Origin of the sequence: Shewanella sp. 10N.286.51.B2 (assembly GCF_041469265.1) — a bacterium.
Taxonomy (GTDB): domain Bacteria; phylum Pseudomonadota; class Gammaproteobacteria; order Enterobacterales; family Shewanellaceae; genus Shewanella.
In genome coordinates this window covers 1-8,652 of record NZ_JBFRKH010000066.1, presented here as the reverse complement: position 1 = coordinate 8,652, position 8,652 = coordinate 1, and the positions used below count along the sequence as shown (strand labels likewise).

Here is an 8,652-nt window from a genome sequence, read left to right as displayed (position 1 = left end):
GTCATTTGTCCAAGTGAGATGTCACCCTTAGAATGGCGACTTAAGATGATTTAAAGTGTAGAATGACTATTAATTACATACAGTTAGCGCAAAATCATCAGCCAGTCCGAGTTTAGTGTTACTCATAGATTTTGTGATCGAGTCGTTCTGTGACGCACGTTGTCCTTCCCTATTCACAAAAACAGACTCTTTCTCTTACTTATATCTCTCCAGTGGGCTGTTGTTATTTATGTATTTAATTTACTTAAAACTAAAAAGATTAAGATTAAGATTAAGATTAAGATTAAACCAAGAAGTCAACAATCGATTCAAAATACAAATCCCAATGCTAAATGTCATAAACTTACCAGTGTCTGGATTGCGATAAAAGTTTCTCATCCTAAAAAAATAGTGTGCTTCAGGACTTTCGCTTGCAGAAAAAATGACATTTGAAAGTCTTAAAAAGCGTGCTTCATCTGATAGTTATTTTTTAAGTTATTAGAATAAGTAAGTAATCAACATTTAAATTACACACTACAGGTGCTGTTGCTTATAGGTTGTCGTTTACTTTTGATTCTGTGAATTATAAAACTCGGACATTTCATACTCTCTTTTATTCATTGCAATTTAAAAATCATATTGACGTCTAAACAATCTATAAAATATTAAAACCAATAACGACAGTATACGAATTTTGAATCAATATTCACTTGCGATTCGCAAGTTAAGTTCCTGAAAGTATTGCCAATTCAACTTGACATAAGTTTAGCGTTAGATTTAGTCTTACTGTTAACAATCAATATAAATGCAATGAAAGGCATGTTTTATCTAAACTAAGCACTATCAATAATTTTAAAAAATGCTCATTATTTTATGAAAAAAACTGGAGAAGTTATGATTTATATTACTCTTTTTGTTGCATCATCTATTTTTACAATAACTTTTTTTAGAACATCTTTATTTGTGATCTCAATGGGTAATCATCATATTAAGTCCCCACGCCTTGGTATCTATATACTAATTTTTCTCTCGCTCTCATTTTCGACAATACTCGTCATATTTGCAAAAATCCTAAGTCGATGAAAGTTAATCCAAAGTGTTGATTGCTATTAATTTTTTAAAAGACATGAGTTAAATTTATTTAGTGCGAGCCTGCTTGAAAAGGTTATTAAATTGAAATTTTACGTTGTTTCTGACTTACATCTCGACATGCATACAATTAGAAAAGATCATTGGTATGATTTTGAACGAGATGCGATTTTATTTTTGGCCGGTGATAGCGCAAATGGACTTGCTGCAATGGCTTATGTGAAAAATATACTCTGTAAACATTTTCGAGCAGTGGTAATGGTAGCAGGGAATCATGAATGGTACTCAAATAAAAATCGCTTATATCGCATGAATCCTTATGCGTTTCAGAAAGAATCAATTAACAACGTCGATTATGCGACTGTTATAAAGAACTCTCCTCTAGTAAAGCTAAAAGCACATAGTAAAAAAATAGATAACCTATACTTTTTAGATAATGAACTTATTGAAATTGAAGGATTTAAAATCTATGGGGGGAGCCTGTGGTTCCCAATTCATACATATTCTGCTGAAATAATAACGGAATACGAAGAGCTAATGAACGATGCTAAATTTATAAATTATCGAATAATTGAAGAACAATATAAGGCTTTCATCGATAATTTCCCAACAAAAGTCGACCTAGTAATATCACACCATCTTCCTTGTCACGAAGCCTTTGCTTTAGAAAAAAATGCGAATAGTGAATACGCTCTTTTTTATCATGCAAGTTTAAGTCATGAATTGATTTCAAGTGCTCGTTATTGGATCGCGGGTCATCAGCATGAGGCCATTGAAAAAAAAATCGCAGGAGGAAAAACAACTTTTATTAGTAATCCGAAAGGTGCGATTTCAATGCACCCGGGTTTATTATCAAATAAGAAGTACTTTCTCTAACTTATTTTTGACATTTCCGAGTTACGAATTGGTGTCATACTGAAAATAATTTTAATGCTGTGAAGAGTGCGTTTAGCTGCAAATTAGTGGCTAAATTAACTACACCACTACAATGTTAAGTTTAAGAATAATTAAATAAGTTGAATAGGTTCAGCTATAGCTCTTCATAAATTAATCTCTTTATTAGGTGTATCAATGTCATTAATGCTAACACTACAGATATACTTAAATGAAAAGTGGTTTGATGCTGCTGTAATAGATTTTCATAATGAAAAAAGTAAAGGCTACAAAATTACTTCTCTTCAATATATTAATGATTTCGTCTTGGAATTTTTTAATGAAGATGGATATCAATCTCCCTCATTAAATTATCCCGTTTCATTTTTCTTCGAACGCGACAACACCTCAGGTTGGCTTTGCTTTCTAGACGATATAGTGCCTTCAGGGGCAAGTCGACGGTTCTGGATTGAGTATCTTGGTTTATCAAAAATTTATAGTAATGAGCAATCTTACATATTACTTCGTGACTATGCGTTAAACCCCATTGGTAATGTAAGAATCAAGGAATCTATTGATTCTCACCCATTTGCTGCTAATGAAGTTACCTTCACTCGAGAAGATGTTGTTAGCCATGGTTGTAAGTTCTTAAAATATGCTCAAGATAAAGGAGCTAGGATTGCAATGGCCACAGGCGCAGGTGGCGAGGCTCCAAAACTACTGATAAATTTATATAACAAAAAAATCAGCTTGAATACTCCCATCGACGAACTGGGTGAGCATGCTCAACCCTACTTAGTAAAATTCCCACGTGGAAAGCAATCAGCCATCGACTCTGATATTTTGAGAGCTGAATATCATTATTATCATGAACTAGAATCAATGGGGTTTGAAACAATAAGCACAAAAAACATGTTATTGATCGAAGGAGCTAATTATCCATCGCTTTGGTTACCTAGATTTGACATATGCAATAAGAACAAAATCGAAAAACTAGCAGTTGAGTCTGTATATTCTATGTTAGAAATGCCGCCAGGCTGCTTGCTAGAACACGGTTCAACAATAAGGATGTTAATCCAAAGAATTCAAAATAGTCATCTTGTGACACAAAAATATTTTCAGTTTGATTTTTCAGAGTTCGTAATCGAATGGGTGAAGCGGGACTTGATCAATATAGTTTTTGGAAACAGCGATAATCACGGCAGAAATACATCATTCCTTCGAGGAAGCGACTTTATTAAACTTGCCCCAATCTACGATTTTGCACCTATGAAATCAGACCCAGAAGGGGTGTATAGAGGAACAACCTGGAAAAAGGGGCTTGAACTAGGTGGGAATTTTGATTTTATCGCAATAGCTGACAGCCTTAATGATTTGGTTCCTGCAACTCAATTGTTAAAAGAGCTAAACACCTTGGCAGCAAGTCTAGTTGGCTTAAAAGATAGACTAGAAAGTCGTGGTGTACCTAAATCCATATTAAATTTTCCTTCTATTGGCTTTGATTTTATTGAAGAAAAGCTTGATGCATGGGGACTTGATACAAAGTGAATTTTTTTGAAATGGTCAAGAAAATGGATATTTAGGTTTTATGTACATCAAACCTAAATAGGTCAAAAACGGCAGAGCGTTACTTTGTCGTAAAATACCCAAATCATAATATTAGTTCCGCAGGCTTAAGTGAAAAGTATTGCAAAAAAATATAATTCCATTCTTTGCCCTGAGAAAATGCTCAATTGAGCTGTTCGGATATATATAATGGAGTCACAGCATATTCGGCGAATAGAGCAATATACTCAAGATAACTACAGCAAAAAATATTAATTTAGATATAAATGATGTTTATACATATATGCAGGATGTTGTGAAGCGGTACAGCAAATGTAGCCACATAGGCAGAGTTCTACGCATGAGGAAAAGTAACTCAAACTCCTAGGCTTAAATTTGATGCAATTCCTTTCTATCAAACTTTGGGGCATAAACATGTCAGCCAGCGCCTATCTAGCCTACGAAAGTGCAAAATACCGCATCACGGCATTCCAATCCTTAAATCGCTCTCCTGAGAAGTGAATTAGCTCACCTTGAAAGCTCTCTTGCCCTTTTCCTTCAACGTAATCATCAATCAAATAGTCACCAACAAGCAGGCCTTTAACTGGCGAGATAATTAACCGTTCGGCATAAGCAAAACCCAAATGCTCCTCTACCCACAATCGCTTCTCTGTGTAACAAAGTGGATTCTTGACTGACGGCGCAGTCAGTATATATGGGTCGTATCGCTCATCGGCCAAAAAGAACTGCATCGCATCGATGGCATTAGGTAGTGGTGACAAGTTAATGAAGAAAGATGGCTGGCTTTGTGGGTATTCAATATCTGGTCGCAAGCGCCTAGCCTGCTGAAATGCGGATTTGTAATCACAAAGCGTATCGTCCATATCGATATAAACAATTTTCATCCTAGCCTTTCTCCTTCTAAGTAACATGAATACGGGGTCTTAGCCTTTTTCAGCTACGACAACACCTTGCCCTTTGAGCGCGTAGTTCGAACGCTAGCCTTGATGAATTGCACAAAACTGGCTGCTTAATTTGCATTATTTGCTTGAGCTGGGATGACGCTTTCGACTTAAACCAATCCACCTCAAACAGCAGAGAGGAGCGCTTAAATATATTATAGTGGTACAGCTCATTTGGCCACATAGGTAGAGTTTTCGACTTGAGGAAAAGCAAGCCAGACTTCTAAGTCTTAAAACTTGATTCAATCCCTTTCTAACAAACAAAGGGGCATAAACGAGTTTGAAATTGCTAACTCAATAGTTCTTTTAGGTAACTATTCCGCTTATGAGAGTGACTAGGTGCCTCGGTGATCTGCTTCATGTCATCACTACTGCCAACTATATGGATTTCACTTTCAGCTCTCGTGATTGCCGTATAGAGCCATGCTCTATCTACTATTCTTCCGTTTTGCAGAGCGATGATGATGCGTGGAAACTGTGACCCTTGAGCTTTATGTAGGGTGATTGCGTAACCCAACTCCATGCAGTCGAGAATGGATTGTGTTATCTCGACCTTTTCACCTGTATCTAGCGTCACTTCACCGTAACTATTACCAGAAGGTTTGGCGTTGGTTAGCATACCAAGTGAGCCGTTCTGAATGCCTTTGTCGTAATGGTTCTGCGTAAATAACACCGCATCATTCATGCGAAGTGGCAAAAAGAACTTATCACCATTGATTTCGAACTCAAGGCTAGTGCTATCTGGGTTAACGGCTTGTTGGGTGAGTTTATTGATTTCTGATACGAGTGCCTTGGTTGGAGCCATGACACGACTGCTTTCAGGACACTGTTGGTAAAGCTCGCAACAGACTTTGGCAATGTCTGTTTTACTGGTTTCGTGAAAGTGTATTGCACCTGTGCTTAATTGGTCAGGCATCACACCTTGATTGATGAGTTTTGAGTATTCGGGGATACCCGTTGAACCTTCCTGCCTCTTGACGATATCCAGCATCGTATTCGCCACCGTTTTTGCTTCAACAATGTCTTCCAATACCTTGCCACAACCTATTGGTGGGAGTTGGTCAGGGTCGCCAGTGAATATCAATCGTACAGAGGGGTGAATGTGATTTACTAGGCGATACATAGTTGGTAGGTCAATCATGCTCGCTTCATCAATCACCAGTAGATGATTTGTTTTCTCGACACTGGGTTCAATAGGTTCTTCACGCAGCAATTTGGCAATGGTTGAGGTAACAAAACCGATGGACTCATGAAGTCTCATTGCAGCACGACCGCTGAGCGCAACGGCGTGTATTTCAAATCCAAGTTGATGGTAAGCCCTGAGAGCCGTTCTGAGTACCGTTGTCTTGCCTGTTCCTGCACCGCCCGTAATACAGCTTACCGAATTATCCAGACACGTTGTGACGGCTTCGATTTGTTTAGGGGTTAATTCGTAGGGAAGCTCCGCAACCGCAGAGCAATACGCAGCATTGGCGTTTTCATCAAACAAGTCATTCCGCTTAATCAGTATATTTAGCCGTTTGGCAACGACACTTTCCATCAGAAGTTGCGCAGTTGGATGGTAGGTTCCTGTGTCGGGGTTTAAAATGTACTGAGCTTTATCATGACCTGATTGGAACGCCTGAGTGACCAGTGCTTTGTCTTTCAATAGTTTGTTGAGGTAAGGGCGCACATTGGCATGAGTGGTATAGGTGTGACCTTTTTCAATTTCCTTGCGAATCGCCATTTCCAGAGCAGCACTGAGCCTTCTTGGGTCATCCTTCGCAACATCGCTCTTAAAATCCGTTACCTTGATAATTTCTTCAATGGCACTGAACGAAAGACCAAAACCCATCAAAGCATAAGGATTATCCTTAATTACCTCTATGGAGGCTTCACCGTGGTGCTTTAGCAGCCGTTGCTGCACACTGGCGGGGATGTGGTGCTCGCTCATCCAGTTGCAATGTGCCAGATTTTTATATTTGGCGTACCCCCTAAAAAGCGCTTCCACTGAATCTTCACTCAGAATCGATGTCAGACGCTCTCTGGACTCTGGGGTGTCATTTCTCAGTGTGGCATGGAAATCTTTACCCAAGAGCTGCCAGAGCGCTCTAGCTTTGCTTTCACCAATACCCTTGAAGTCACTTTCTCTGGCGATAAAGCGTATCAGTTGCTCACCTGCTTCGGGCAGCGTGCATTCAATATGCTTGGGTGATTCATACGTGTGCTGCTGCATTACATAATCACCCATCTCCATATTTTCTATCTGGCGAGCACCTTTGACTGACCAATGCTGCCCCAGCGTTGGAAGCACAGGGATGCTATCGGGGTCGGCTTTGATGGTGACGTAATACTTCCCACTATTGGTTTTGTAAGAGTCTTTCGCCAGCGGCACACCGCTGAATATCACCATCTTGGTCGAGCGATAAGGGATACTGGTGACACGCATTTGGTCTTCATGCAAAGCGGTATTCATCGTGGCATCAACCCCATTTCGGATAAGGTTTCAGATAGCTCACCAAAGCGTTCAAGTCGCTTTTCAAGCTCCTTGACCTTGGCTTTCAATTCAATATTCTCAGCTTCTAATGATGACACCCGCTTTGAATCGAGAAGCTTTCGATTTGCTGTGTTGTCGTAGGCTTGAGGTTTGCCCTCATTCTTCTTGGCAGCGTCGGTCAACGGTGGCAGGACACCTTTACCGCGCAACTCATCTTCTAAGGCTTTGAGTGCTTTCTTGAGGGCAGGATTTTGGTTTAACGCCGATTTGCCACAACCAATTCCTTTTGCTACTTCGATTCGATTAAGCTGACCTCTGAACACGATTTGTTTAAAGTCATCGTCCATCTGTGTGGCTTTCCAGACCTCAAATGCCTCAAGGTTTTGTTGCGCTTTCTGCTGCCCACTTGCCATTAGTCATCTACCTCACCCAGTAGCTTTCGAAGCCCTGTGACAAAGCCTCTAGGGAATACTTCACTGTTGAGTTCCATGTCTTTGACTTGCCCCGCCTGAGTAGTTTGCCAATTGTTCTTTTCCATACATTCATCCGAAATGGCATACGCTAAGGCTCTTTTCTCCGATTCAATCAGTACGCCAGATAGGGATGGCAGCACTTCCACACTTGGTTCTGCGGTGGTGTCAAACTGGCGCACAGGACGTTTGTCGATGGTAATATTGGCGTGTTGCTTGAGCAAATTAACCTCTTTGCGGTAACGGTTACGCTCCGCAATGATTTGACCAAACAAGGCGCGTACCGCAGGGTCTGGGATGCGCTCTAACAGTTTATTATCCGCAGGGATGGATTTAGACCGTGAGGTGTTGGAGAGCGGTTTTTTTGTATTAGTATTGTACTTTGCCGCCCATGCTTCGATGAGTGTTCGGTAGTGCTTGTTACGGGTAGCACGCAACGCCTCATACGCCACCCCGCCATTTTCGACAGACACCCGCCCAATTTGCGTAATGGAGAAGTCACGCTGACCTGATTCTGCATAGGCTTTCAGCGTGTCGTTGAGCTTATCGAGGTTTTGTTGCGTGCGAGGCACTTTACCTTCTTTTAAGTCAGCCAGAATAACATCAATATCGAGTTCCATTAGTCCTCCAATAAGTTCGGTAGTGCAATGCCATTTAGATTAATGGCTTTATCAGTCAGTGCATGAATACCCTGAGAGAACAGTTTGTTATCAGTCAGGTATTCACCTGCTTCAATATAGTTAGCCACTTTGCGGTAGCCCTCAAGTTTGTCGTCAGGGTCAGCGATTTTCGCCATCTGACGAAGCATGGCATTGGCAGCGATGAGCTGTTGTTTGTCGTCCATTTCCATGAAAATCGGCTCAAAGCCTTTTTTTATCAGCACACGACTGAGTTGCATCGAGCGCTTTTGAATAACAGGGGTTTTACGCAGTTCGTCCTGTAAATCAGGGTAAAACTCCGCGTCATCACAAAGCAGCGATAAGTGCAGTAATTCAGAGTCGGTTTCGATAAACTTCAAGGCATGGCTGACATCTTGCTCAGAGCCAACCGCAATCAGTTTATCTTTGGTGTCGTCTTTATTTCTGGTTTCTTCAACGCGAATGATTTTATTGATAAGCTCAAAACACGCAATCCAGTCTTTTGTGTATTCATCGGCTTCGACTTGCTGTTTTTCATAGCGGCGCTGCAAGGCTTGCAGTTCATCGTGTTTGATAAACGGCTTTCCTTGCTCTTCACAAAAGAATTGTTCGTCTTTTAG

Annotated in this window: 6 protein-coding genes and 1 pseudogene; 2 read left to right on the top strand and 5 right to left on the bottom strand. The window is 40.4% G+C overall.

Features of this window, described 5'->3' with window-relative positions:
* The first annotated feature begins 1,152 nt into the window (after positions 1-1,152).
* Complete coding sequence (locus AB4140_RS16995; protein ID WP_372001878.1) at positions 1,153-1,944, top strand: metallophosphoesterase; 792 nt, start codon at positions 1,153-1,155, stop codon at positions 1,942-1,944.
* Positions 1,945-2,139: 195 nt separating this feature from the next.
* Entirely contained in the window at positions 2,140-3,489 is a 1,350-nt protein-coding gene (locus AB4140_RS16990; RefSeq protein ID WP_372001876.1) for a type II toxin-antitoxin system HipA family toxin, read from the top strand.
* A 455-nt stretch (positions 3,490-3,944) separates the two neighbouring features.
* Here AB4140_RS16990 and AB4140_RS16985 read toward each other — a convergent pair whose 3' ends face one another.
* The 5 genes and pseudogenes from AB4140_RS16985 to AB4140_RS16965 form a co-directional block, all read right to left on the bottom strand.
* The gene (locus AB4140_RS16985; RefSeq protein WP_303516719.1) at positions 3,945-4,391 is read right to left on the bottom strand and encodes a 5' nucleotidase, NT5C type; all 447 of its coding nucleotides are present in this window, start codon (positions 4,389-4,391) and stop codon (positions 3,945-3,947) included.
* A 346-nt stretch (positions 4,392-4,737) separates the two neighbouring features.
* Entirely contained in the window at positions 4,738-6,903 is a 2,166-nt protein-coding gene (locus AB4140_RS16980; RefSeq protein WP_372001874.1) for an AAA family ATPase, read from the bottom strand.
* Positions 6,900-7,337: a VPA1267 family protein gene (locus AB4140_RS16975; protein WP_303446672.1), complete on the bottom strand. Its 438-nt coding sequence runs from the start codon at positions 7,335-7,337 to the stop codon at positions 6,900-6,902. The genes AB4140_RS16980 and AB4140_RS16975 overlap by 4 nt, the downstream gene beginning before the upstream one ends.
* Positions 7,337-8,014: a gamma-mobile-trio protein GmtX gene (gene gmtX / locus AB4140_RS16970; RefSeq protein ID WP_372001872.1), complete on the bottom strand. Its 678-nt coding sequence runs from the start codon at positions 8,012-8,014 to the stop codon at positions 7,337-7,339. The genes AB4140_RS16975 and gmtX overlap by 1 nt, the downstream gene beginning before the upstream one ends.
* Positions 8,014-8,652 (bottom strand): annotated as a pseudogene (locus AB4140_RS16965) (integrase); the annotation flags it as partial. The pseudogene AB4140_RS16965 and the gene gmtX, both read right to left, overlap by 1 nt.

Coding starts and splice junctions, on each gene's coding strand:
- AB4140_RS16990 (WP_372001876.1), top strand. CDS start 2,140: ATGTCATTAATGCTAACACTACAGATATACTTAAATGAAAAGTGGTTT.
- AB4140_RS16985 (WP_303516719.1), bottom strand. CDS start 4,391: ATGAAAATTGTTTATATCGATATGGACGATACGCTTTGTGATTACAAA.
- AB4140_RS16980 (WP_372001874.1), bottom strand. CDS start 6,903: ATGAATACCGCTTTGCATGAAGACCAAATGCGTGTCACCAGTATCCCT.
- AB4140_RS16975 (WP_303446672.1), bottom strand. CDS start 7,337: ATGGCAAGTGGGCAGCAGAAAGCGCAACAAAACCTTGAGGCATTTGAG.
- gmtX (WP_372001872.1), bottom strand. CDS start 8,014: ATGGAACTCGATATTGATGTTATTCTGGCTGACTTAAAAGAAGGTAAA.